At 69.9% G+C, this 20,879-nt stretch carries 25 protein-coding genes and 1 pseudogene; 13 read left to right on the forward strand and 13 right to left on the reverse strand.

Annotation, left to right across the window (positions count from 1 at the left end; translation table 11 throughout):
• Positions 1 to 328 (forward strand): annotated as a pseudogene (locus G6017_RS05300) (class I SAM-dependent methyltransferase); the annotation flags it as partial.
• A 9-nt stretch (positions 329 to 337) separates the two neighbouring features.
• On the forward strand, positions 338 to 817 hold the full coding sequence (locus tag G6017_RS05305) for a nitroreductase family deazaflavin-dependent oxidoreductase (protein ID WP_182609972.1): 480 nt from the start codon (positions 338 to 340) through the stop codon (positions 815 to 817).
• A 6-nt stretch (positions 818 to 823) separates the two neighbouring features.
• On the opposite strand, the gene G6017_RS05310 is transcribed toward G6017_RS05305, so the two are convergent.
• The gene (locus G6017_RS05310; protein ID WP_179525234.1) at positions 824 to 1,303 is read right to left on the reverse strand and encodes a MaoC family dehydratase; all 480 of its coding nucleotides are present in this window, start codon (positions 1,301 to 1,303) and stop codon (positions 824 to 826) included.
• Positions 1,304 to 1,445: 142 nt separating this feature from the next.
• On the opposite strand from G6017_RS05310, the gene G6017_RS05315 reads away from it, so the two are divergent.
• From G6017_RS05315 to G6017_RS05325, 3 genes are all read left to right on the forward strand, one after another.
• Positions 1,446 to 2,228, forward strand: coding sequence for a thioesterase family protein (locus tag G6017_RS05315; RefSeq protein WP_179525235.1), 783 nt, complete (start codon positions 1,446 to 1,448; stop codon positions 2,226 to 2,228).
• A gap of 221 nt (positions 2,229 to 2,449) precedes the next feature.
• Positions 2,450 to 3,883 (forward strand): CNNM domain-containing protein, encoded by a 1,434-nt coding sequence (locus G6017_RS05320; RefSeq protein WP_182616267.1) that lies wholly within the window; start codon positions 2,450 to 2,452, stop codon positions 3,881 to 3,883.
• Positions 3,883 to 4,902 (forward strand): CNNM domain-containing protein, encoded by a 1,020-nt coding sequence (locus G6017_RS05325; protein ID WP_182609969.1) that lies wholly within the window; start codon positions 3,883 to 3,885, stop codon positions 4,900 to 4,902. The genes G6017_RS05320 and G6017_RS05325 overlap by 1 nt, the downstream gene beginning before the upstream one ends.
• A gap of 21 nt (positions 4,903 to 4,923) precedes the next feature.
• Here G6017_RS05325 and G6017_RS17290 read toward each other — a convergent pair whose 3' ends face one another.
• Positions 4,924 to 5,829, reverse strand: a complete 906-nt coding sequence (locus G6017_RS17290) for a GNAT family N-acetyltransferase (RefSeq protein WP_182616269.1) — start codon at positions 5,827 to 5,829, stop codon at positions 4,924 to 4,926.
• Between the two features lie 127 nt (positions 5,830 to 5,956).
• The gene (locus G6017_RS05335; protein ID WP_182616271.1) at positions 5,957 to 6,310 is read right to left on the reverse strand and encodes a cupin domain-containing protein; all 354 of its coding nucleotides are present in this window, start codon (positions 6,308 to 6,310) and stop codon (positions 5,957 to 5,959) included.
• A 327-nt stretch (positions 6,311 to 6,637) separates the two neighbouring features.
• Between G6017_RS05335 and G6017_RS16470 the strand changes: the two genes are divergently transcribed.
• Positions 6,638 to 6,826, forward strand: coding sequence for a hypothetical protein (locus G6017_RS16470; protein WP_206682359.1), 189 nt, complete (start codon positions 6,638 to 6,640; stop codon positions 6,824 to 6,826).
• A gap of 81 nt (positions 6,827 to 6,907) precedes the next feature.
• Positions 6,908 to 7,465, forward strand: coding sequence for an ion channel (locus G6017_RS05340; protein WP_206682358.1), 558 nt, complete (start codon positions 6,908 to 6,910; stop codon positions 7,463 to 7,465).
• 27 nt (positions 7,466 to 7,492) lie between these two features.
• Here G6017_RS05340 and G6017_RS05345 read toward each other — a convergent pair whose 3' ends face one another.
• Entirely contained in the window at positions 7,493 to 7,996 is a 504-nt protein-coding gene (locus G6017_RS05345) for a DUF309 domain-containing protein (RefSeq protein ID WP_182616273.1), read from the reverse strand.
• Between the two features lie 114 nt (positions 7,997 to 8,110).
• Here G6017_RS05345 and G6017_RS05350 point away from each other — a divergent pair, with 114 nt between their 5' ends.
• Positions 8,111 to 8,893, forward strand: a complete 783-nt coding sequence (locus G6017_RS05350; RefSeq protein ID WP_182616275.1) for an alpha/beta fold hydrolase — start codon at positions 8,111 to 8,113, stop codon at positions 8,891 to 8,893.
• A gap of 221 nt (positions 8,894 to 9,114) precedes the next feature.
• Positions 9,115 to 9,528 carry an SRPBCC family protein gene (locus tag G6017_RS05355; RefSeq protein ID WP_241731384.1) on the forward strand — a complete coding sequence of 138 codons (414 nt, stop codon included), beginning with the start codon at positions 9,115 to 9,117 and terminating at the stop codon, positions 9,526 to 9,528.
• 524 nt (positions 9,529 to 10,052) lie between these two features.
• Here the strand turns inward: G6017_RS05355 and G6017_RS05360 are convergent.
• On the reverse strand, positions 10,053 to 11,558 hold the full coding sequence (locus G6017_RS05360; protein ID WP_182616277.1) for an amidase: 1,506 nt from the start codon (positions 11,556 to 11,558) through the stop codon (positions 10,053 to 10,055).
• A 67-nt stretch (positions 11,559 to 11,625) separates the two neighbouring features.
• Here G6017_RS05360 and G6017_RS05365 point away from each other — a divergent pair, with 67 nt between their 5' ends.
• The gene (locus G6017_RS05365; protein ID WP_182616279.1) at positions 11,626 to 12,585 is read left to right on the forward strand and encodes a CE1 family esterase; all 960 of its coding nucleotides are present in this window, start codon (positions 11,626 to 11,628) and stop codon (positions 12,583 to 12,585) included.
• A gap of 56 nt (positions 12,586 to 12,641) precedes the next feature.
• Here the strand turns inward: G6017_RS05365 and G6017_RS05370 are convergent, their stop codons facing one another.
• Positions 12,642 to 13,073, reverse strand: coding sequence for a DoxX family protein (locus tag G6017_RS05370; protein ID WP_179526230.1), 432 nt, complete (start codon positions 13,071 to 13,073; stop codon positions 12,642 to 12,644).
• Between the two features lie 108 nt (positions 13,074 to 13,181).
• On the opposite strand from G6017_RS05370, the gene G6017_RS05375 reads away from it, so the two are divergent.
• Positions 13,182 to 13,622: a MarR family winged helix-turn-helix transcriptional regulator gene (locus tag G6017_RS05375; protein ID WP_182616281.1), complete on the forward strand. Its 441-nt coding sequence runs from the start codon at positions 13,182 to 13,184 to the stop codon at positions 13,620 to 13,622.
• A gap of 30 nt (positions 13,623 to 13,652) precedes the next feature.
• Here the strand turns inward: G6017_RS05375 and G6017_RS05380 are convergent, their stop codons facing one another.
• Genes G6017_RS05380 through G6017_RS05390 form a run of 3 tightly spaced genes read right to left on the reverse strand, consistent with a single transcriptional unit; the run spans position 13,653 to position 15,328 of the window.
• Entirely contained in the window at positions 13,653 to 14,090 is a 438-nt protein-coding gene (locus G6017_RS05380) for a PaaI family thioesterase (protein ID WP_182616283.1), read from the reverse strand.
• A 23-nt stretch (positions 14,091 to 14,113) separates the two neighbouring features.
• A complete protein-coding gene (locus tag G6017_RS05385; RefSeq protein WP_182616285.1) occupies positions 14,114 to 14,740 on the reverse strand; it encodes a GyrI-like domain-containing protein in 627 nt (208 codons plus the stop codon).
• A gap of 3 nt (positions 14,741 to 14,743) precedes the next feature.
• Entirely contained in the window at positions 14,744 to 15,328 is a 585-nt protein-coding gene (locus G6017_RS05390) for a pyridoxamine 5'-phosphate oxidase family protein (protein ID WP_179525247.1), read from the reverse strand.
• A 90-nt stretch (positions 15,329 to 15,418) separates the two neighbouring features.
• Here G6017_RS05390 and G6017_RS05395 point away from each other — a divergent pair, with 90 nt between their 5' ends.
• On the forward strand, positions 15,419 to 15,637 hold the full coding sequence (locus tag G6017_RS05395; protein ID WP_179525248.1) for a sigma factor-like helix-turn-helix DNA-binding protein: 219 nt from the start codon (positions 15,419 to 15,421) through the stop codon (positions 15,635 to 15,637).
• 13 nt (positions 15,638 to 15,650) lie between these two features.
• Here the strand turns inward: G6017_RS05395 and G6017_RS05400 are convergent, their stop codons facing one another.
• On the reverse strand, positions 15,651 to 18,020 hold the full coding sequence (locus tag G6017_RS05400; protein WP_182616287.1) for an ATP-binding cassette domain-containing protein: 2,370 nt from the start codon (positions 18,018 to 18,020) through the stop codon (positions 15,651 to 15,653).
• 96 nt (positions 18,021 to 18,116) lie between these two features.
• Positions 18,117 to 18,473, reverse strand: coding sequence for a hypothetical protein (locus G6017_RS05405; RefSeq protein ID WP_182616288.1), 357 nt, complete (start codon positions 18,471 to 18,473; stop codon positions 18,117 to 18,119).
• Between the two features lie 148 nt (positions 18,474 to 18,621).
• On the opposite strand from G6017_RS05405, the gene G6017_RS05410 reads away from it, so the two are divergent.
• Complete coding sequence (locus G6017_RS05410; protein ID WP_179525251.1) at positions 18,622 to 18,966, forward strand: RNA polymerase-binding protein RbpA; 345 nt, start codon at positions 18,622 to 18,624, stop codon at positions 18,964 to 18,966.
• A 72-nt stretch (positions 18,967 to 19,038) separates the two neighbouring features.
• On the opposite strand, the gene G6017_RS05415 is transcribed toward G6017_RS05410, so the two are convergent.
• Together G6017_RS05415 and lnt are read right to left on the reverse strand one after the other, a co-directional pair.
• Positions 19,039 to 19,806, reverse strand: coding sequence for a polyprenol monophosphomannose synthase (locus G6017_RS05415; protein ID WP_182616295.1), 768 nt, complete (start codon positions 19,804 to 19,806; stop codon positions 19,039 to 19,041).
• A gap of 12 nt (positions 19,807 to 19,818) precedes the next feature.
• Positions 19,819 to 20,879: apolipoprotein N-acyltransferase (gene lnt / locus G6017_RS05420; protein WP_182616290.1), on the reverse strand; the 1,061-nt coding region annotated here is incomplete at its 5' end.

A 20,879-nucleotide genomic window follows, 5' to 3' on the forward strand; every position in this document is an offset into this window, starting at 1 on the left:
GGGCTCGAGGTACGTCTCCGAGGCGGGCCCCGTGGTGCCCTGGTCGGAACTGGTCTCGGCCGTCGACCGCTCTCCGCGGCTGCGTCTGCTGGGGCGGATCGAGGCGACGTCGCACCACGCCGAGACGGTGAGGTTGTGGTCCGAGACGTTCGCCCTCCGGGGGCGGGACGCGGCGGCACTGGGGTTCGACGCCGTGTACCGGCGCATGTGGGCGTTCCATCTCGCGGCGCTCGAGGCCGGGCTGCGCAGGGGGTGGCTCGAGTCCGTCCAGGTGGTCGCCACGGCGAAAAGCACCCTGACCCACCGTGATGGTCCGCCCACGTCCTAGGGTTCGTTCATGAGCAACTTTCTCACCCCGATCGCGATCTGGTTCGGACGTCAGGACGCGACGCGGGAGAACTCCCACCTCGTGGTGACGGTCGACAAGTGGATGAACAGGATCTCCGGTGGCCGCGTCCCGCTGCTCCGGGTGGCGGGGCTGCCCACGCTCACGTTGCACGTCCCGGGCAGGAAGTCCGGTGAGCCGCGCGACACCCCGCTGCTGTTCGCATCGTGGCGCAACGGCCTGGTGGTCGTCGGCTCCAACTGGGGGGGAGAGAAGGCTCCTGCGTGGGTGCACAACCTCCGCGCGGCGGGGGAGGGCGAGGTCGACGTGTCGGTCTACGGCGCCAGGCTCACCGTGGACGTGCGGGAGGTGGCCGAGGACGAGCGGGCGTCGGCCTGGGACGCCGCCGTGAAGGTGTGGCCGAACTACGAGATCTACGCCACCCGCACGACCAGGCACCTGCCTCTCTTCCACCTCACGCCCAGGCTCTGAGACGGCTCAGCGGCGGGCGACCATATTGAGCGCCGTGGCGGTGAGGACCGGTTCGTCGTCCTGGTTGACCAGCGTCACATCCGTGGTGAGCACCCCGCGGTCAGGCTTGCTCCTGGAGGGGCGGACACCGGTCGTCTCGCAGATCAGGGTGAGACGGTCGCCGGGTCGCAGCGGCCGGACCCAGCGGAGCTCGTCGATCCCGGGGGACGCCAGGCTCGCGACAGCGGTGAGGTAGTTGTCGGCGAACAGGCGCATCATGAGCGCCGCGGTCTGCCAGCCGCTCGCGATCAGTCCTCCGAACGGGCCGTGAGCGGCCGCCTCAGGATCAGTGTGGATGCTCTGCGGGTCATACCTGCGGGCGAACTCCATGATCTCCTCGGCGTCCACCGACTCCTCACCGAAGCGGTACGTGCGTCCTTCCTGATAGTCGTCGAGGTACCTGTCGTCGACAGGGGTGTCGAAGGTGTCGTACTGCTCGGCGGTCATCTGTCACTCCTGGGCGCAGGGTCGGGCTCGTGCTTCCGGATCAGAGTCAACCGCACGCGGGTGATGGTGGGTGCCGATTCACGGTCGGTCCCCTCATCACGTGGTAGTCAGTTAGTGACAGTTCACTCGATGGGGGGCATGCGTGGCGTACTTCGAGCGACTCGGTGACCGATGGTTCGACCCGACCTCACACACCACCGGGGCCTGGGATCCGGCGGTGCAGCACATCGGCCCGTCGTTCGGGTTGCTCGTGCACGAGGTGGAGGGTGATCTACGACGTCGGCGGGACGATCCCATGGTGATCTCGCGCCTGACCTACGAGATCCTCGGCACCGTGCCCATGGACCCGGTCGCGGTGGACGTGCAGGTGGTCAGACCGGGGCGCACCATCGAGCTCGTGGAGGCCACGTACGGACTCGCGGATCGCGTGGGAGTGCGCCTGCGCGCCTGGCTGCAGCAACCGAGAGACACCACGGAGCTCGAGGCCGTCGGCCTCGACCCGATCCCGGGACCGACCGACATGCCGCAGTGGGACCCCACCTCGGTCTGGCAGGGCGGGTACCTGGCGTCCGCGGAGGTCCGCCGGGACTCGGTCGGGCCGGGGAGGGCTCGCTACTGGGTGCGCACCGACGTCCCGCTGGTCGCAGGCGAGTCGGTGGGCGGGCTGGCCCGGTCGGCAGCACTGTTCGACATCGCCAACGGAATGGCGGTCCGCGCGGCTCCCGAGGACGTGCAGTTCCCCAACATCGACCTCACCGCCCACCTCTTCCGCGAGCCACGAGGGGAGTGGGTCGGGTTCGACACCCGGGTGAGCTTCGGTCCGGGCGGGCTCGGGCTCACCTCGAGCACCCTGCACGACGAGTCGGGCCCGATCGGTACCCTCGCGCAGACCCTCACCGTCCGCCCCGTCACCCCGGGACGGTGACCGCGGCCGGGGAGTCGTGGTCCCGGGGGGCGGACTGCGTCATACTCGGGGAGTCATCCACATCGACACACGAAACGGAGTGTGTGAGAGGCCCTGATGGGTACCCCCTCTGAAAGGACCGGGTCGGACGACGACCCGGGACCTAGTCGCCCTCCTCGTTCTTCTCAGGTCCACGGCGCTCGAGTGCCGACACGGCGTCTCCCGAGGGGGGAGGTGGCCCCGTGGTCCTGACCCTTCTGATGTTGTTGCTGGGGATCCTCGCGATCCTGGCCATCATCGCCGCGAACGGCTACTTCGTGGCACAGGAATTCGCCTACATGTCCGTGGACAGGAACAGGCTCAAGGCACTGTCCGAGGCGGGAGACGTCGCCGCCCAGCGGGCACTGAGGGTCACGCAACGGACGTCCTTCATGCTGTCGGGTGCCCAGTTGGGCATCACGGTCACCGGCCTGCTGGTCGGGTACGTGGCCGAACCGCTGGTCGGCGAATCGCTGGGGACCCTCCTGGGCGGGGTCGGAGTCCCCGCGGCGGTGAGCGTCACGGTGGGCACCGTCCTGGCGTTGGTGGCCGCGACCGTCGTGCAGATGATCTTCGGCGAGTTGTATCCCAAGAACCTGGCGATCGCGAGCCCGGAGCCCCTGGCCCGCGGGCTGGCGCGGTCCACCACCCTCTACCTGACCGTGTTCGGCTGGCTCATCGTGGTGTTCGACCGGGCGGCGAACCTGCTGCTCAGGGTGGTCGGGGTCACACCCGTCCACGATCTGGACTCCACGGCCACCGCCGAGGATCTCGAGCGAATCGTGGCGGACGCCCGGGAGAGCGGCGATCTGCCCGAGAACCTGTCCGTCCTCATCGACCGGATCCTGGACTTCCCGGATCGCACCGTCGAGCACGCGATGATCCCGCGTCCCCAGACCAGCGTGGTGGGCCCGGATGACACCGTCGGAGAGGTCCGGACGTTGATGGCCTCGGGACACACGAGGTATCCGGTGGTCTCGGAGACTCTGGAGCCGCTGGGGGTCGTTCAGTTGGCCGACCTGCTCCGCGTGGGAGCGAAGGCCGACACCCCGGTCTCGGAGATCATGCGCCCACCGGTGGTCCTGCCCTCGTTGATGTCCCTGCCCCATGCGCTGTCGACGCTGACCCGGTCGAAGACGCAGCTCGCGGCGGTGGTCGACGAGTACGGGGGCTTCGCGGGCGTGTTGACGATCGAGGATCTGGCCGAGGAGTTGGTGGGGGAGCTGACCGACGAACACGACACGGAACCCGAGTCGGTCATCGCGGTCGTGGACGAGGGGATCTGGCGGATGGACGGTGACGTCCACGTCGACGAGGCCGAGAGATCGCTCGGTCATGAGCTTCCGCACGGAGATTACGAGACCATGGCGGGGTTGACCATCTCCGCGCACGGCGAACTCCCGGAAGTGGGTCAGACCGTGCGGGTCGAACTGCCGATCGAGCCCCGGGAACTGATCGCCGAGACACCGCTTCAGTTCGCCCTGGAGATCGAGGTCCTCAAGGTGACCCGGCTGGTCCCCGGCGAACTGCTGGTCCGGTTGGTGGACTCCCAGGAGGAGCACCCGGGGCGTCCCGGGGACGACGGACACCCCGCGACGGGACACGGGCTCGAGCCGGGACGGGGGGAGGAGCGGTGATGGACAATCCGCTCGTCGTCGCCGCGATCACCGTGGCGTTGATCGTCCTGAGCGCCTTCTTCGTGGTGATCGAGTTCGCGCTTCTCGGGGCTCGTCAGCACCGGCTCGAAAAGGACGCGGAGAGGAGCGCCTCGGCGCGGGCCGCCCTGCGGGGGATCAACGAGCTGACCGTCATGCTCGCGGGTGCCCAGTTGGGGATCACCGCCTGCACCTTCGCGCTGGGCGCGGTCACCAAGCCGGCCGTCGACGCCTGGCTCGGGCCTGTCCTCGCCTCCCTGGGCGCGCCGGTACAGGTGGCCGGGGGCGCCGCGTTCGCGCTGTCACTGCTGTTCGTGACGTTCCTCCACCTGGTGGTGGGGGAGATGGCCCCCAAGTCGTGGGCCATCGCGCATCCGGAGTTCTCCGCCAAGTTCATCGGGATTCCCTCCCGGGGCTTCATCTGGGTCTTCCGGCCGCTCCTGCGGTGGGTGAACGAGGTCGCCAACCGACTGGTCTCCGCCAGCGGTGTCACCCCGGTCGAGAGGGCCGCGGTGGGAGGTCAGGATGCCGCCACGATCCGGCAACTCGTCGAGCATTCGGCGTCGGTCGGCGCCCTGGACGAGACGTTCAGTTCCCCGCTGACCGGAGCGCTCGGCCTCGATCAGCTGACGGTGGGGTCACTCGTCGACACCGACAGGGCACCCACCGCGGTGGCCGCGGAGGCCACCGTGGCGCAGGTCCAGGAGGCCGCGGCTCGGACGGGACACATGCGCATCCTCCTCCTCGAAGGGGATTCCACTCCGGCGGTGGTGCATGTGCGCGACACGCTGATGGAGCAGGAGGGCCACCCGGCGCGGGACCTGGCCAGGCCGGTGATGCTGCTCGACACCCGGACGCCGGTGTACGAGGCGCTCGCGGTGTCGCGGGAGCGGAGCGAGCAACTCGCCGCGGTCATGGATCACGACCGGTTCGTCGGCGTGATCACGATCTCGGACATCCTGCGCCACATCCTTCCCGAGGAGTCCGGAACCGTCGGCTGACGCGGCGTGAACCCTCAGGGGTCAGAGCTGTCGCAGGTAGCACCGCATCCCGGAGCCGGTGTCCGGGTCGTGGTCGGAGAAGCCGTGACGTTCGTAGAACCGCCGGGCGCCGAGATCGTCCGAGTCCACGTTGATGAGTATCTCCTCGCAGCCGCGCCGTCGGGCCTCGGACACCGACCGGTGCAGGACCCCGGTTCCGATGCCGGCGGCCCTGAGGTCCGGACGAACGTAGAGGTCCTCGAGCTGGGCCAGGGGACCGTCCCAGTACGGGGTCGGGCGAAGGGTGAGAAAGGCGAAGCCGACATCGGTCCCGGCCTCGCGGCCCCGGGGGAGTCCGGCGACGACGGCGAGGACGTCCTCGCGCTCGAGGAGTCGCTCGAACCGTGTCGCCGCCTCTGCCGCGCTGGGGGTGGCGCAGTCGAACTCGGTGTTGAAGTCGTGGAGCAGGCGCCCGAGTGAGGTCGCGTCCGCCGGACCCGCCACGCGGATGTCCACCTGCGCGGCGGGACGCGCAGAAGACGGGGGGACCGGAATACGTTCCCCCTCGAGGAGGCCCTTGAGCCGATCCAGGTCGGCTGCCACGGTGGCGGCGTCCTGCTCGAACTCGTCGTCGTCGTCGGAGAGCTGACGGACGGTCATGACCACCTCCGCGCCGTCCGGATGGGGCAGGACCCGGAGCGGATTGTGGACCGTCGCGCCGTCGGGCAGGGTGACCTCGTGGTCCAGGACCCCGAAGTCGTTCCTGGGGACGAATCGGACGCTCACCCTCCCCATGGGGGAGTCGACGACCAGGGTGTCGCCGTCCACGGAGGCCTGCGCGGTGGCCAGCCCAGACGCCCAGGTGGCGAGCTTCGTGTGGTCGGAGGCGAGGTCGTAGACATCCGCCGGGGAGCGGTGGATCACCGTGCTGACGTGGCGCGTGCGCATCTCGTCAGTGTCCGTCACTCGCCGGCACTGCGCCAGGGGTACGGCGTCAGGGGTTCGGCGCCGGGGGTTCGGCGACAGAGCTCCCGCGTCGGGACACCGTCTCCGGGACACCGCGGTCGGGATCGGCTCAGGCAGAGGGCGGATCGGTGTGGCTGCCCGTTCCCTCGATGCCGGTGACGGTGGTGAGGAGGAAGACCGAGTCCTCCAGGGCCGTGACGGCGTGCCGGTGGTGGGTGAGGGCGTGGAGTTCGCCGGCGCCGATGTCGACCGTGGTCTCGCCGGTCACCCGCACCGCCCCCCGGAGCAGGTAGAGGCTCGCTGCCGGGGGAGAGTTGTGCTCCTCGAGTTCGGTGCCCGCCGTCAGGGCCAACAGCGACTGGCGGAGAGGTCCTTCGTGGACGATGATCTCGGCGTGTCGGCCGTGCGGGGCGTCGGCAGCTCGGGCGAGTATGCGATCGGCGGTGTCGTTGACAGTGTTCATGGGTCGATCTCCCAGCCTTGACGGGTGCGTGCCCCTGACGCTACGCGCATCCCCGGGGCCCGGACCCGTGGAGACGGAAGCGTGTGGCGCGGATCCCGCGCACGGCCACACCCGGTGGCGTCCGGCCCGTCGGCTCGGGCCGCCCACGCACCCGAGACGCTGCCCGCCAGGCGAAGGGATAGCATCCGGGCACGGCGCGCGGTGCCGAGGGGCGTGAGGACGACCCTCGACGTCCGCCGGGTGGGGCCACCCTGTGCCACCCATGACTGCGGCCCGCCGCCGCCCGTTCACACCGTGGTCGGCGCCGGGATCATCGCTCTCGGCCTGATGGACGTGTTTCGCGCGCTGATGCACCCACGCAGCGAGGCGGCACTCAGCAAGGTGGTGTTCTCCGCACTGTGGGCGGTCTCCCGGCGGTTCGGGCACCGTCTGGGCTCGATCGTGGGCCCCGCGGGGATGGTGGTCACTGTTCTGGTCTGGGTGTTGCTGCAGGCAGTGGGGTGGGCGCTGGTCTAACTCCCGCACGTCCCGGACGGATTCGACTACTCCTCCGGAATCGACCCCGGTCGATACCCGGTCGCCGCCGAGGCGCTCTACGTGTCCCTCGTGACCCTGGCCACCCTGGGGTTCGGGGACGTGGTGGCCACGGAACCTCTCATCCGCGTTCTGGCCCCGGTGGAGGCGCTGACGGGGTTCGCGCTGCTGACCGCGTCCCTCACCTGGTTCATGCAGATCTATCCGCCGCTCTCGCGTCGTAGCGCACTGGCCCTGCGGCTCCACGGATTGGCGGAAGCCGACTTCGCCGCGGCGGTTCGAGACCTCTCCCCGGACACCATCTCGCGGGTGACGGAGGGCCTCGCCACGGAGATCAACGTCGTGACCGTGGATCTGACACAGCATTCGGAGACCTACTATTTCCAGGAGGCCAATCCCTACCAGGCGTTGTCCCGCCAGGTGCATTACGCGCTGGAGCTGTGTGATGCCGTCGCGGAGGTCGACACCGTGGAGGCGCGTGTCGGGGCAAGTACGTTGTCGGCGTCGCTGGACCGCCTCGCGGTGCCACTCAGCCAATTCACCGGCCGGGAGGGGGACGCCGGAGTCCGAGAGGTCCTCGCCGCGTATTCCGCGGATCACCAGCGGGCCGCGCGCGGCTGAAAGGCCGTCCCGAACGGTGACGAGGCCCTAGCGCGGACGTGGCCGGTGCTTCAGATGCGGTCTCAGTCGAGGGGGAGCGGGGACTGTGCCTCGGCGGAGTTCGGTGATGAGGTCGCTGGCGTGGGTGACCAATCCGGCGGCATCGATCCCGTGGGGTGCCGGGCCGTCCCGGCCACCGATACGGTCGGCCGCACGCTCGAGTAGCGCCAGGGCCCCCGTGGTGTTGCCACGCTGGATGTGGGTGATGCCCACTGCCAGCTGGGCGAGGCCTTGCCAGAGCTCCCGCTCGTCGGCGGGGGAGCTCTTCCACGCGCCTTCCAGCACCTCGTGCGCGTGGAAGGCGAGGCCGCGGTCCAGCAGGTCCTGCGCCCACGCCAGCGATGCGTCGGGGGGCAGGTCCAGGTCGTCGGGAATGCGCTCGACTCCGACGCTCCCCGGTGGCAGAGGTCGGCCGAGTTCGTCGCGGGGACGCGCGTTGCGCGCGCGGCCGTCCTCGTCACGATCGCGGTCGATGCCGTCCGGGGTGCGCATCTCTCGATCGTCCCATCCGTCGTCGCCGGTCTGCCACCTCGGACCCGGGCACCGGGCCCCGATCGTGGCACGTCGCACGCGACCTGTCCGCCGCGCACTCCGTAGGCTTGACTGATGACGTTGCATCATGTTCGACGCGGTCAGGGCAGTCCACTACTTCTCGTACACGGCCTCGGCGCGGGGTGGCGATCGTGGGAGCCCATCATCAACGACCTGGCCGCGAGCCGGGAGATCATCGCGGTCGACCTGCCGGGGTTCGGCGAGTCCCCACCGCTCGACGGTGAGGTCTCCATAGCGACGTTGACCGACGCGGTCGCCCGGTTCATCGACGAGTCGGGTCTGCACGGGGTCTCCACGGCCGGGCAGTCGATGGGTGGGCGGATCGTGCTCGAGCTGGCCCGGCGCGGCGTCGGTGGTGACACCGTGGCGTTGGACCCCGGTGGATTCTGGAGCGATCGTGAGCTGGCGATCTTCAGCGCCACCCTGCGACCGTCGATCGCCCTGGTCAGCGCACTGCGCGGAGCGCTTCCGGTTCTGCTGGGTAATCCGGTGAGTCGGACCGCGCTGCTGGCGCAGCTCTCCGTGCGCCCCTGGGCCCTGCCGGCGCGGACCGTGCTGCCCGACGTGGCGGGACTGGCCGACGCGCCTGGGACGGGCGCGGCGATGGACGCGCTGACGAAGGGCCCGAAGCAGCAGGGCGCCCCCGCGGGCTCGGTCCCGGGACGGGTCACCATCGGTTGGGGTCGCCGCGATCTGGTGACACTTCCGGCCCAGGCTCACCGAGCCGCGCGCGCGTTCCCCGACGCGACACTGCACTGGTTCGATCGGTGCGGCCACTTCCCGCAGTGGGACGCGCCCCGGGAAGCGGTTCGGCTCATCCTGGACCGGACCAGCTGACTCGGCGGGTTCCGCTGGGGTGTTGTGGTGACCACCGTCGACGGTTGCGCCAGCGCGGTGCTCTACCTCCATGGGGTGATGATCCGTCGCGTCCGCGAACCGGGGAGTCCGCTGTCGCCGGGGTGGAGCGGCCCACCGCGAGGAGTTGGCGGACAGGGCCGGGAGCTGAGGGGCCGGGCCGGACGATGACACACCTCGCATCCGCCAGGTGGCTGAGTTCGATGCTCAGAGTCCGCACGACGCTTCGGCGCGGGATGTGGACGACCGAACTGCGGATGAACGTGGACCCGGAGACCGTGTGGACGGTCATCACCGATGTGCGGTGTTGGCCGCGATGGGGGCCCACCGTCTCGGATGCCCGGGTCGACGGCGACTCCGGCTTGACGGCCGGTGCGCGGGGGACGGTCACGACCGTGGCGGGCCTGTCCCTGCCGTTCGAGATCACCGACTTCGTGGATCGGCGGCTGTGGGCGTGGAAGGTGGCCGGTGTGAATGCGACCCGGCACGAGGTCATCGGAGTGCCGGGCGGTTGTGTCGTCAGCTTCGGGGCCCCGGTCTGGGCGGCGGGATACCTACCGGTGCTGGCTCTCGCGTTGCCGCGGATCGAACGGATCGCGGTCGAACGAGCTCACTGAGACGGGTCGGCGTCGGTGGGGGCGTGACGTGAGCACGAGGCCGTGAGCATCTGACCCATGGGCTGCAGAGATTCTCCCGCAGCAGGTCGGGGCTCTGACTTTACATAATGTAGATTATCGGCACTTAACCATAAGGCTGATAGCAGTGGGCCCTGCAGCGATGCTGTCGATCGTGCCGCCCGGTTGTCGGGCCCGGCGCCGCGTGCTTCTGTCGGGCTGTTCCGGGTCGCCCCGCTCATCGGCTGAGGTCGCCACCATATCGACGCTGTCTCCGCCCATGTCGTTCGCGACGGCCGACTCCGTCGTGGGGTGACGCCCTGTGGGCGGCCTGGCCCCGAGGTGTCACCCGGTACCGCCGGGCGTGGACTCTGGCGGGCGGAACCAGTCAGACGGGTGGAACCCGACCTGACGGGTTAATCGCCGGCTCTTCGGGGCGACACCGGGGCGGCTGGCTGGCTGCGCTCACAACGTCACAGTGACGTTTCCAGGGGCACTCCCCGTGTTGCCGGGTGACGTTCCCCGAGCTATCGAGGTCGCCCCGCGCCGGCGGGTACGGGCGGCCGCCGGTGATCCCACGGCACCGCCTGCTCGAGCTGACCGGCGAGGCGCAGGAGCATGGATTCACCCCCGAGCTGGGAGATGAACTGCACCCCCATGGGCACGCCCTCCGGGGTCCGGTGCAGCGGCAGCGAGAGCGCCGGTCGGCCGGTGAGATTGGCCAGCTGGGTGTACGGGATCCAGTTGAGGTTGTTGTCGATCATCGATTCCACGAGCCCCGAGCGTCGCAGCAGGCCGGCTGTCCGGGTCTTGAGTAGCCCGGTCGCCGCACGGTGTGCCAGTCGAGGGGTGTCCAGCGCGCCGATACGCGGCGGCAGGTCGGCCAGCGTGGGCGTGACCAGGAGGTCGTAGCCGTCGAAGAAGGCCGACAACCGCCGCACGTGCTCGTGTCGACGCATCACCGTGTCGACGTACTCGACACTGCTGTGCGCTCGTCCGAGGGCCGCCATGATCTGCGTGTCGAGCTCGAAGTCACCGTCCCGGCACCCCGTGCGCCGCTTGGCGTCGTCGACCTGCCACGCCAGGACCACGAACCAGGTGGCGAGGAAGTCGCGGGCCAACGCCAGGTCGTCGACCGGTTGCTCGGTGAGCATCTCCACGTCATGACCGAGGTCGGACAGCGTCCGTGCGGCCGCCTCCACCGACGCCAAGGCCTCCGGGTGGGGCTCGGAGTTGATCGAGGATGCGGTGCACACACCGATCCGCAGCCGTCCCGGATCCTGACCGACCTGGGAGAGGAAGCTCTCGGTGGGCACCCCGGGAAGGTAGGGTCCGCTCGGCTCCCCGCCCGCCAACACATCGAGCATCGCCGCGGAGTCGCGGACGGAGCGCGAGATCACGCCGTTCGTCGCAGCACCGTGCATCGCCTCTCCGACCGACGGCCCCATGGGGACCAGGCCGCGGCCCGGTTTGAGCCCGACCAGGCCGCAGCAGGCGGCCGGGATGCGGATCGAACCGCCGCCGTCGCTGGCCCCCGCCACGGGGACGACACCGGCCGCGACCGCCGCGGCTGACCCTCCCGAGGAACCTCCGGGCGTCCTGCTCGCATCCCACGGGTTGCGGGCGGGACCGAAGAGGTCCGGTTCGGTGATGCCCTTCGCGCCGAACTCCGGGGTGTTGGTCTTGCCGAAGATGACGAGGCCCGAGTCGAGCCAGCGCTGTACCACTGTCGAATGCTCGGCCGCCGGGATACGGGACAGGGGCCGCGAGCCTCCGCTGGTCGGCACCCCGCGGTAGTCCTGACCGAGGTCCTTGATGAGGAAGGGAACGCCGGCGAAGGGGCCGTCGAGCGGCCCCGCCACCCGTTCCCGGGCCCGGTCGTCCATCCGCTGGACTATGGCGTTGAGGTGCGGATTGACGGCGTCCGCCTGCTGTAACGCGACCTCGAGCAACTCGCCCGCGGTCACCTCTCCCGACCTGACCGAGTCGGCCAGGCCGAGGGCGTCGTGGCGACGATACTCATCGATGTGCATGGATTGTGAGTGTACTCAGAGGCCGTCCGCCTGGGCGGGTGAGCGCGAGATGCGCCAGACTCGGGGCATGACGGAGTCGACGTTCCCCCGACCCCTCCGGGCCGTGGCGTGCCTCGTGCTCACGATCGCGATGGGCGCGTGTGCAGGACAGTCCGGGGATCGCTCCCCGCCCGCGTCGATCCCGACGGATGAGTCGCGGGATCTGACCAGCCACTCGACAGTGCTGGACGACCTCACCCGGAACTGGACCGTCTACCGCCCCCCGGCGGCGGAGGACCCCTCGGCGCCCGTACTGCTCGTCATCCACGGGACCGGGGACACCGGCTCGGGGATCCGCAACGGGATAGGTCCTGACCTGGAGCGCCTGGCCGACGAAGAGGGCTTCGCGATCGTCTACGTCGACGGCCACGAGAACAACTGGAACGAGTGCCGGAGGGAGGGCGACTGGCCCGCCAAGGAGGACGACCTCGACGACGTGCGGCTCTTCCGGCAGGCCGCCGGGTCGCTCGGGACGACCGGCCCGGTCTACGCGGTGGGCTTCTCCTCCGGCGGACACATGGCCATGCGACTCGCCCTCGAGGCGCCGGACCTCGTCGACGGGGTCGCGGCGGTGGCCGCCAATCCCCCGACCCGGGAGAACCTGGGCTGTGGGGTCGATGGCGAGCCGGTTCCGATCATGTTTGTCCAAGGGCGTCAGGACCCGATCAACCCGATCGACGGTGGTGAGGTCCGCGTGGGATCGGGCCTCGCCGCGCAGTCGCGGGGCGAGGTGCTGTCCGCCGTGGACGGCGCGGAGTGGTTCGCCCGACACAACGGGGTCGCGGTCGACGGGTCGTCCCCGTCGGTCAGTCGTGAGGGCGACGCCGAGACGATCACCTGGGAAGGCCCGGATCCCGTGCGGCTGGTGATGGTGGACCGGGTCGGCCACTCCTTCCCCACCCTGTCCGGCAGGTGGGGCCGCGACGGTGGGGCCCGGTACGACGCGCCCGGCGAGATCTGGCGGTTCTTCTCCCCCGGCCCGCCGTGAGGACGACCGGTCGACCCGGCTCACCCGGGCCGCACTGAGCGTGTCGGTGCCGGTGGTCAGCCGCGTCGGCCGCGCCACGCTCTCCACGCCCCGGTGGACCACAGTGCCCACGCCACCAGGAGGGGCTGGAAGAACAGTCGGATGAGGCGGGCGCGGTCGGTGTCCAGTCCGAAGGCGGCCGTGCCGGTGACGTACTGCGAGATGTTGCCGGGGAAGATCGCGACGAAGAAGCCGGCGGTGACCCACCCCACGGCGGGCCGGAATCTCGTCGGCGCCAGGATGAGGGCGGCGCCCAGTCCTATCTCGACGACACCGGAGGCCAGCACCACGAAGTCCGGGTCCAGGGGCACCCAGGTGGGCACCTGGGCCTGGAACTCCTGCCGCATGGTGGTCAGGTGTCCCACGCCGGCGCCCAGCAGTGCGGCGCCGAGGGTCCAGCGTCCCAGGTGACGGATCACCTCGCCGGCCCGGCCCGGGCGTCGTGTCATCCGGGTGCCGGTGCGTCCGGCCGGTCGCGTACCTGGGGTGTGCTCCATGACAGAAGTATTGCGCACAACTCAATTGTGCGCAATCGAATTCTGCGGGACAATGGGGAGATGGACGCCGATCTCCGCCTCGACCAGCAGGTCTGCTTTGCCCTCTACGCCGCTTCCAGGGCGTCGACAGCGGCCTATCGGGAGGCCCTGGCCTCGGCCGGGCTCACCTATCCCCAGTATCTGGTGATGCTCACCCTGTGGGAGGAGGACGGTCTGACGATCCGACAGCTGGGCGACCGGATGCTCCTGGACTCCGGCACCCTCTCCCCGCTGATCTCGCGGATGGAGGCCGCCGGACTGGTGTCGCGTCACCGGGCGGGCGGGGACGCCCGGAGTGTGACCGTCGTGCTGACTGACGCCGGGCACGCCCTCCGCGACGAGGCGGGCCGCATCCAGTGCTCCCTGTTGGAGAAGCTGGACCTGCCGGCGGAGGACCTCCTCGAGCTGCGTCGACTGGCGCGGAATGTCGTGGCGGCGCTGGAGCGTGCCGACGCGACGTGAGTCCGGGGCGCCGCCGGGCCCCGGGTGGGGTCAGCTGTGCCGAGCCGGATCCGGCCGCGGAACGTTCTGCAGCCTGAGTTGGCCCCTCGCGAGTACCGTGCCGCTCTCGGACTGGCGGATCACCACGTCCCACAGCTGCTGACCGCGCCCCTGGAACAACGCTTCCGCGCTCACGTCGACCCGCCCGCCGATCGACGCCCGCAGGAAGTCGGTGCCGTTGTGGACGCCGACCGCGATCTGGCCCCGGTCGGCCACGGCGGCTCCGGCGCCCGCGCCGCCCGCGGACTCGACGATGCTGGCGTAGACACCCCCGTGGACGGTCCCCCACGCGGTGAGGTGGTCCTCGCCCAGAAGCGCATGGCCCCTGAGGCTCGTCGCGGTCACCTCGTCGATGACGAGCCCTGAGGCTCGGACGAACCTGCTCGCGTCATCGGAAGAGGCATCGGGGAATCCGTCGGAGGTGGTCATGAGTTCTTTCTACCCGCACCCGATCACTGCTCCGCGGCGCTCGCCACGGGTTGGCGCAGTATCGTCCGCAGCCGAGCCGGTTCGGTCTTGCGCGCGTCGGAGAGATAGATCTCGTGGTGGTGCCCCGAGGCGATCAGGCCGCGACCGGTGATGGCCTCCTCGTGCATCCGGGCGATGACCGGACCCTCCGCGTCGTACGGTCCGACGTGCAGGGTCTGGACGGCCGGGCCCTCCGCGAACTCCTCGAGGCGGACCCGCTCCACCGCGACGTGAGGCTTCCTCCGGGTCACCGTCTCCACGGCGGAGGCCACCATGTCCTCGGTGACCCGGTCCGGCTGCCAGATCATCATGGTCCACGCCCAGGCGTCCTTGTCCCGCGCGGTGAACACCCCGAGGTCGTCGGCGTACCAGAGACCCTCGAGCGGGCCGACGGTGTGGACTCGCCCGAGTTCGACCCTGGCCACCGCCCGCACCGCATAGGAGCACGTGTACAGCGCCTCGAGCACCTTGCCGTAGTCGGCGGAGGTGTTGGGGTTCCCCGAGCCGTCGGCCGTGAGGAATCGCATCGGTGGTACCTCGACCAGGTCGAACCTCGCGACTGTGCCGTTGTAGAGGTCCCTGCGCTCCCGTTTGATGTCGAAGGTTCCCACGTCTCACCCTTCCCGCAGTTCGTCGATCTGCCGGCGGTACACCTCGGTGAGGTCATCGATGTACGCGCGATCCCACCTCGGCGTGATGTGCTTGCTGCAGTTGGCGTCGGCGGCCACGAGATCCACGACGATCGCCCTCTCGACATGCCCGGTGTAGGTCCTCTCCCCCATCGACCGCAGGCGCCCGATCAGGTCCGGGTCCCGGTCCGGTTCGATGACCCGGGCGTGACCGAACACCTTGAGCCTGGCCCGGGTGGGATAGTCCACGAAGAGCAGACAGACGCGCCCGTCGTGGTCCATGTTGCCCACGGAGACGTACTGACGGTTTCCGCGGAACTCCAGCCACGCGAGAGAGGTGTGCGTCAGGACGTGGACGAACCCGGTGGGTCCCCCGCGGTGCTGGACGTACGGCCACCCGGACTCGGTGACGCTCGAGAGGAGGAAGTGGTCGGCGCGCCGGATCAGCGCGGAGTCCGTGCCCTCCAGGGCGAATTCGCCGGTCTCCGTCGGCCTGGTGACGCCCGTCGACTCCTGCCGTGCACGGGCGGCGGGACCGAACGCGATCTCGGGATATCGGTTGGTGGGCATGACCACGACCCTAGTCCGCCGTACCGGACCGTCAACTCTGATTGACGCGCCCGGTGCTGTCAACGTAGGTTGACGAACGAGGTGAGAAATGTGAACACGACCTATGACGACGCCGACGACCACGAGGACGACACGCCGAACCCGGTCGCCCGCCTGGCCGCGATCGCGGAGGCGAGGGCGGCGCTCGCCCGGGAGGAGTCGGCGGCGGTCCGACACGCTCGGCTGCACGGGTTGAGCTGGGCGGAGATCGGAGTCGTCCTCGGAGTGAGCAAGCAGGCACTGCACAAGCGGTTCGGTAAGGCGGGCTGATCGCCGGTACCCCTCACCCGATCGCGGGCTCGACACCCTCCGCCACGTACCGCGCGAGGTGCTCACCGGTGAGCGTGGACCGGGCTGCCACGAGCTCGGCGGGCGTGCCCTCGAACACGACGCGGCCGCCACCGTGGCCGGCCCCGGGACCGAGGTCGATGATCCAGTCCGCGTGGGCCATGACGGCCTGGTGGTGCTCGATGACGACGACGGACCTGCCCGCGTCCACCAGCCGGTCGAGCATGCCCAGCAGGTTCCGGACGTCGGCCAGATGCAGGCCGGTGGTCGGTTCGTCGAGCACGTAGACCTCCGCTTTGTCCGCCATCTGCGTGGCCAGCTTGAGACGTTGCCGCTCCCCTCCCGACAGCGTGGTCAGCGGTTGTCCCAGCCGGACGTAGCCCAGTCCCACGTCGCGGAGCCGGAGCAGGATCTTGTGCGCGGCCGGGATCCGCGCCGGTCCCTCGCGGAAGAACTCCTCTGCCGTGGCCACCGACATCGCCAGGACCTCACCGATGTTGCGCTCCCCCAACCGGTACTCCCGGACCTCGGCCTGGAAGCGCCGGCCCTCGCAGTCGTCGCACGTCGTGGCGACCCCCGCCATCAGACCGAGATCGCTGTAGATCACGCCCGCCCCCTTGCACGTGGGGCACGCGCCCTCGGAGTTGGGGCTGAACAGGGCGGGTTTGACCCCGTTGGCCTTGGCGAAGGCCTTCCGGATGGGCTCGAGCAGCCCGGTGTAGGTGGCCGGGTTGCTGCGGCGGGACCCACGGATCGCGGCCTGGTCGATCGCGACCACACCAGGTCGTGGGGAGACCGACCCGTGGATGAGCGAGCTCTTTCCGGAGCCCGCCACGCCGGTCACCACGCACAGCACGCCCAGCGGGATGTCGACGTCCACGTCCCGGACGTTGTGGGCGGTCGCGCCACGGACCTCGAGGTGGCCGGTCGCCCCCCGGACCTCCTCCTTGAGCGTCGCGCGATCATCGAGGTGGCGGCCGGTGACCGTGTCGCTCTCGCGGAGTCCGGTGACCGAGCCCTCGTAGCAGATCTCGCCACCAGTGGACCCGGCGCCGGGCCCCAGGTCCACCACGTGATCGGCGATGGCGATAGTCTCCGGCTTGTGTTCCACCACGAGAACGGTGTTCCCCTTGTCACGCAGACGCAGCAGCAGATCGTTCATCCGCTGGATGTCGTGCGGGTGCAAGCCGATCGACGGTTCATCGAAGACGTAGGTCACGTCCGTCAGCGCCGACCCCAGGTGTCGGATCATCTTGACGCGCTGCGACTCGCCACCGGAGAGTGTGCCGGCCGGCCGGTCCAGGGAGAGGTAGCCCAATCCGATCTCCACGAAGGAGTCCAGGGTGTGCTGCAGCGCTGCGAGCAGTGGTGCGACCGACGGTTCGGAGAGTCCGCGTAGCCACTCGGCCAGGTCGGTGATCTGCATCGCGGAGGCGTCGGCGATGTTCAGCGCGCCGATCCGCGACGACCGTGCGCTCTCGTTGAGGCGGGTGCCCCCACACTCCGGACAGGTGGTGAACACCACGGCCCTCTCCACGAACGCCCGGATGTGCGGCTGCATCGCCTCGAGGTCCTTGGCCAGCATCGACTTCTGGATCTTCGGGATGAGCCCCTCGAAGGTCACGTTGATCCCGTCGGCCTTGATCTTGACCGGCTCCCTCCGGAGCAGGTCGTGCATCTCCTGCTCGGTGAAATCGCGGACGGGCTTGTCCATGTCGAAGAAGCCGGACCCCGCGTAGATGCGCCCGTACCACCCGTCCATCGAGTAGCCGGGTACCGTGATGGCCCCCTCGGCGAGCGATCTGGACCGGTCGAGCAGAGCGTCGACGTCGAAGTCGGACACCGACCCACGACCCTCGCACCCGGCGCACATCCCGCCGGTGATGGAGAACTCCGCCTTCTGCCGGCTGCCGTCCGCCTTCGTGAGGGTGCCCGCCCCGCTGGCGGACGCGACGTTGAAGGAGTACGCCTTGGGCCCGCCGATGCGCGGCTCGGCCAGTCTGCTGAACAGGATGCGCAGCAGGGCCCCGGTGTCGGTGGCCGTGCCGACGGTCGAGCGGGGGTCGGACCCCATGCGCTCCTGATCCACCACGATGGCGGTGGTGAGGCCGTCGAGGAGGTCCACCTCGGGGCGCGCGAGGGTGGGCATGAAGCCCTGCAGGAACGCGCTGTAGGTCTCGTTGATCATCCGCTGGGACTCGGCGGCGATCGTGGCGAAGACCAGGGAACTCTTGCCCGAACCGGACACCCCGGTGAAGACGGTGAGCCGTCGTTTGGGCAGGTCGACGCTGATCGACTTCAGGTTGTTCTCCCGCGCTCCCTGGACGCGGATGACGTCGTGTGAATCGGCGATGTGGTCACTCACGGGGCGTCTCCTCGCTGGGGTGTCTGCGGTCAACCGTAGGTGCCGGACACCCCGCCGGGGAGGGATACCTCGGCCGCAGTTGACCTCAGCTGCGGTTCACCTCAGTCGCTCGGCGCGCCGGGCGGCGGCCACCAGATCGCCGGACATCCGGACCAACTCTGTGGCGTCCTCTCCCTCGAGGATCGCGGTGTGCAGGTCCTCGCACGCGCACCTGAGCTGGAACATCCTGTCCATGAGGTCGGTGGACTCCGCTTCCGAGAGCACCACCGTCCCCTCCGGCAGTTCACGGACCCGCAGCGACTGCCGTTGCTCGTAGGCACGCTGACGGCACGAGCGGCGGCAGTATCGTCGCCGTCGGCCCGTGGCGCCCTCGTCCACCGGTCGCCCGCACCACGCGCACGAGGACTCGCCCCGCCGGGGCGGGGGTTGATCGGCGGGGGCGTCGGTGTCCACGGAGGTCAGGGTACCGAGACGGTCCCCGACTGGCCTGCGGCCGTGGCGCGTGGGAACATTTGGGGGTCACCTGGCGTTACATCACCAGGAACACGGCAGCGTCGTGTCGCAGGTGGACAGACGGACGAACACGGTAGAAGGAGTTCGCATGGCAGATCGAGTCCTCAGAGGCAGCCGCCTGGGTGCGGTGAGCTACGAGACCGACCGGGACACCGATCTCGCGCCCCGGCGGATGGCCAAGTACCAGACGGAGAACGGCGAGGTGTACGAGGTCCCGTTCGCCGACGACGCCGAGATCCCCGGAACCTGGATGTGCAAGAACGGCCAGGAGGGCCAGCTCATCGACGGTCCGGCGGTCGAGGTCAAGAAGGGTAAGCCGCCGCGCACCCACTGGGACATGCTCCTCGAGCGTCGCTCGCTCGACGACCTCGAGGACCTGCTCAAGGAGCGGATGGACATCCTCAAGAAGCGTCGGCGCGCCGGCGCCCGCTGAGCACCGACACCGCGCGAGGACGCCCCGGCCCCGTCACGGGCCGGGGCGCTTTCGCATATCGGGGGCGCCGGGTCAGCGCCGGACGAGTGATCTCAGCTGTCCGCGCCGCTTCTCCCAGCCCCAGCGGGCCACGTTCACGGCGGCCTCCCGGAAGATCGACTCGCTCATCTTGGACTGACCGAGGGTGCGCTCGGTGAAGGTGATGGGGACCTCGACGACCGTGCCCCCGGTGTTCAACAGCCGCCAGGTCATGTCGATCTGGAAGCAGTAGCCCTTCGACTCGATGGCCTCCAGGTCCAGGCGCATCAGTGACTCGCTGCGATAGGCCCGGAAGCCGGCCGTGATGTCCCTGATGCCCACGCCCAGCATGATCCGGGAGTAGACGTTGCCGCCGCGGGAGATCACGTGGCGCTGCCACGGCCAGTTCTCCACGCTGCCGCCGGGCACGTAGCGAGACCCGATCACCAGGTCCGCGCCGGCGTCGACCGCCTCGAGCATCGCGGGCAGCCGCTCGGGCGGGTGGCTGCCGTCCGCGTCCATCTCCACCAGCACGGTGTAGCCGCGCTCCAGGCCCCAGCGGAATCCGGCGATGTAGGCGGCCCCGAGTCCCTGCTTGCCCGGGCGGTGCAGGACGGTGATCCGCCCCCGCGCGTCCTGCGCGGCGAGCCGGTCGGCGACCTCCCCCGTGCCGTCAGGGCTGTTGTCGTCGGCGATGAGGACAGCCACGTCGGGAGACGACGCGAGCAGACGCTCGACGACGCCCGGCAGGGTGTCCCGCTCGTCGTAGGTGGGGATGATCACCAGGGTCCGCGCGGACGCAGCGGCGGGCGGAGGCGCCATCGGATCGGTCACTTACGTCTCCTCGTGCTCGGTCGCGGGTCGCTGCCGGGTGCGGATCAACGCCCATCCCAGGCCGACGAGCCCGATGAGACAGCTCACCATCTGCGGAATGCCGCCCAGTCGGGTTGCCATCGTACCGGCGGTCCCCAACTCGACCTGCGCCGCCAGTGTCGCGGGCTCGAAGATCCCGGTCTCCTGGCGCACCTCACCGTCGGGGCCGATCACCGCGCTGACCCCGCTCGTGGCGGCGATGAGGACGGGGACGTGGTGCTCGACGGCCCGGACCCGCGACATCGCGAGTTGCTGGTAGGTCATCGGGGATCTGCCGAAGGTCGCGTTGTTGGTGGGCACGGTGAGGATCTGCGCGCCGCGGGCGATCGGTTCACGGGCCGCGGCGTCGAAGGCGATCTCGAAGCAGATGGCCACACCGAGGTCGATCTCGGCTGCGGTGATCAGCCCGGTGCCGTCACCCGGGACGAAGTGCCCCGCGGTCCGGGCGATCGGGAACAGCGCTTCCAGCGGCGCGCGGAGGGGCAACCACTCCCCGAACGGCTGGATGTACTTCTTGTCGTGACGGTCGACCACCGGACCGGCGGCGGAGTCGGACGATCGACCGTCCCAGACCAGGTACGAGTTGGTGGCCTCGGGGCCGTCCCCGACCGGCAGGACGGTGCCCACGAGGATCGGGGCGTCCAGTCGCCGGGACAGGGCGGTAATCTGGGCGCCGGCCAGACGGTCGGCCAGGGGCGAGATGTCGGAGGCGTTCTCCGGCCACAGCACCAGGTCGGGCCGGGCCGCCGTGCCGGCCTCGACGTCGTCGGCGAGCTCCGAGGTCACCCGGAGATGGTTCTCGAGGACCGCGCGACGCTGGGCGTTGAAGTCCAACCCGAGGCGGGGGACGTTGCCCTGGATGACGGCGACGTCGGCCGTCTCCCCCGGCGCCCCGGTGGTGGTGTCGACCGTGGTGACCGCGACCAGTCCCACGGTGAGGAGCGGGACCGCCAGGAGCCCGGTGGCCGCGCGCAACGGCTGGCGGCGGCGCGCGACCAGCAGGACCGTGAGCCCGATCGCGG

This window comes from Dietzia sp. B44 (assembly GCF_014145245.1).
GTDB lineage: Bacteria > Actinomycetota > Actinomycetes > Mycobacteriales > Mycobacteriaceae > Dietzia > Dietzia natronolimnaea.

What these genes read in the sequence shown, in the direction of transcription:
- G6017_RS05305 (WP_182609972.1), top strand. Translation starts at nt 338, where the DNA reads ATGAGCAACTTTCTCACCCCGATCGCGATCTGGTTCGGACGTCAGGAC.
- G6017_RS05310 (WP_179525234.1), bottom strand. Translation starts at nt 1,303, where the DNA reads ATGACCGCCGAGCAGTACGACACCTTCGACACCCCTGTCGACGACAGG.
- G6017_RS05325 (WP_182609969.1), top strand. Translation starts at nt 3,883, where the DNA reads ATGGACAATCCGCTCGTCGTCGCCGCGATCACCGTGGCGTTGATCGTC.
- G6017_RS17290 (WP_182616269.1), bottom strand. Translation starts at nt 5,829, where the DNA reads ATGCGCACGCGCCACGTCAGCACGGTGATCCACCGCTCCCCGGCGGAT.
- G6017_RS05335 (WP_182616271.1), bottom strand. Translation starts at nt 6,310, where the DNA reads ATGAACACTGTCAACGACACCGCCGATCGCATACTCGCCCGAGCTGCC.
- G6017_RS16470 (WP_206682359.1), top strand. Translation starts at nt 6,638, where the DNA reads ATGGACGTGTTTCGCGCGCTGATGCACCCACGCAGCGAGGCGGCACTC.
- G6017_RS05345 (WP_182616273.1), bottom strand. Translation starts at nt 7,996, where the DNA reads ATGCGCACCCCGGACGGCATCGACCGCGATCGTGACGAGGACGGCCGC.
- G6017_RS05350 (WP_182616275.1), top strand. Translation starts at nt 8,111, where the DNA reads ATGACGTTGCATCATGTTCGACGCGGTCAGGGCAGTCCACTACTTCTC.
- G6017_RS05355 (WP_241731384.1), top strand. Translation starts at nt 9,115, where the DNA reads ATGCTCAGAGTCCGCACGACGCTTCGGCGCGGGATGTGGACGACCGAA.
- G6017_RS05360 (WP_182616277.1), bottom strand. Translation starts at nt 11,558, where the DNA reads ATGCACATCGATGAGTATCGTCGCCACGACGCCCTCGGCCTGGCCGAC.
- G6017_RS05365 (WP_182616279.1), top strand. Translation starts at nt 11,626, where the DNA reads ATGACGGAGTCGACGTTCCCCCGACCCCTCCGGGCCGTGGCGTGCCTC.
- G6017_RS05370 (WP_179526230.1), bottom strand. Translation starts at nt 13,073, where the DNA reads ATGACACGACGCCCGGGCCGGGCCGGCGAGGTGATCCGTCACCTGGGA.
- G6017_RS05375 (WP_182616281.1), top strand. Translation starts at nt 13,182, where the DNA reads ATGGACGCCGATCTCCGCCTCGACCAGCAGGTCTGCTTTGCCCTCTAC.
- G6017_RS05380 (WP_182616283.1), bottom strand. Translation starts at nt 14,090, where the DNA reads ATGACCACCTCCGACGGATTCCCCGATGCCTCTTCCGATGACGCGAGC.
- G6017_RS05390 (WP_179525247.1), bottom strand. Translation starts at nt 15,328, where the DNA reads ATGCCCACCAACCGATATCCCGAGATCGCGTTCGGTCCCGCCGCCCGT.
- G6017_RS05410 (WP_179525251.1), top strand. Translation starts at nt 18,622, where the DNA reads ATGGCAGATCGAGTCCTCAGAGGCAGCCGCCTGGGTGCGGTGAGCTAC.
- G6017_RS05415 (WP_182616295.1), bottom strand. Translation starts at nt 19,806, where the DNA reads ATGGCGCCTCCGCCCGCCGCTGCGTCCGCGCGGACCCTGGTGATCATC.